Below are 1,629 nucleotides of genomic sequence, written 5' to 3' on the forward strand. Positions count from 1 at the left end.
CCGTAAAAATATACTTCGACGTTGATCCATTTTCATCCTGCTGATGGTGCCGCGGAAGCGGCATGAACGTCTAACTTTTAGGGATCGCCTCACACCTAAACTAGAAGGTAGTCTTTTTGCAGTTTTTGCCGTCTTATAATTTTTAACTATTGGGTAGATCGATTTTTTTAGGCTTACTTGTCCACGTTTTTCCAATACGTTTTTTATATTTCTTATCTTTATAAAATCTAACAGTACTATATTGATACCACTTATTAGTCATAAAGCCTTTTTGATATAAATCATATTCATAATATCTTGAAGGAATTTTAGTATTTGCAGCTGTACCTAATAAAACTGTTACTACCTTTGCAGACCAACCCATTCCTGGAATGGTAAGTGATAATTGAGCAGCCAATGATGCAGCATTTTTAGCAGTTTTTGTATGTCCTCTCAGTGTACCAACATATTTATATCCTTTTTTCGGTTTAGCTGCAGCAATAGTAAATTCATTTTGTGAGGACGAAGTCGTATCTTTTAACTCCCTAGATGGATCATATTCAAAAGACACCCCTTCTTGTACATCACCATTAATTGTAACTAAACCAGTTTGTCCATCATAAACTACTATTTGTAAATTATTACCACTTTTATAATAAACTGTATAAATTGAATCCTTTAATGTAGCATTAACAATCGTATAACTCTCATTTAAAACCGCTATATCAATATCATTTGAAACAGAATTTGACTGAACAGAATGTTCAGAAGCATAAATAGTGTTAGTCAAAAGACTTGATACTAGTACAATCGATAAAATTGAATATAAAATTTTCTTCATACCACTAGTCTCCTGTTTTGTTAACATATGTTAATATTATAAAAACCTTTGGATCTTACTATCAACACCAGTACAAGCGTAATTTGTTCCATAATACTTAAATCGATCCCATAAACAGCGCCGCAAGTGCTTGATACACTGTAGAACCATTCAGGTTGAAGGAATAACCGGTCGGAACTACAAAAGAAACAATATCTTTTGGACATCCGAACTTTTCCATCTTCTGCATCACTTTTGGCAGTACGGTTTCGGAGCTGGACGTGGAATAGGCCAAAAGCAGCTCATCTTTCAATATTTTGATGATGTGGAAAATATGTATGCCAACCAGCTTCGCAATCCCTCCAAGCACAACAACAATAAAAAAGAGCATGGTTAAATAGACAAGAATCATTAATTTTCCAAGTGGAATTAAGGATTCTAAACCAAATTTTGAAACCGATACACCAATTAAAGCAAATACACCGAATGGGGCAAACCTCATTATAAAATTTGTCACCCAAAACATCGCATCTGCTACGCCTTCAAAGAAGGCCAGCACAGGTTTTCCTTTTTCGCCAATCGCTGCAATCCCTAAGCCGAATAAGACGGAAAAGAAGATAATGGGAAGCATATCTCCTTCAGCCATCGATTGGATCACATTACTTGGAACAATTTTTACAGCAATGTCCATAATACCATGGCTTTCACTCTGTACTTCTTCAGTCGTTTCGATATATTGATCGATATTCCCTTTCAGCCTTGAGGAGTAAAAAATCTTCGAGATAATTTCAATTACCATACCCCCTAAATTTTGATAAATATGGGATAAT

1 protein-coding gene and 1 pseudogene are annotated in these 1,629 nt (G+C 35.1%); both read right to left on the reverse strand.

Going from position 1 to position 1,629, the window contains the following annotated elements; all coding sequences use genetic code 11:
* Window positions 1-142: 142 nt before the first annotated feature.
* Window positions 143-820 (reverse strand): hypothetical protein, encoded by a 678-nt coding sequence (locus AB1L08_RS22305; RefSeq protein WP_413066764.1) that lies wholly within the window; start codon window positions 818-820, stop codon window positions 143-145.
* A 32-nt stretch (window positions 821-852) separates the two neighbouring features.
* Window positions 853-1,629 (reverse strand): annotated as a pseudogene (locus AB1L08_RS22310) (cation:dicarboxylate symporter family transporter); the annotation flags it as partial.

The organism is Siminovitchia jepli (genome assembly GCF_047228825.1).
GTDB lineage: Bacteria > Bacillota > Bacilli > Bacillales > Bacillaceae_C > Siminovitchia.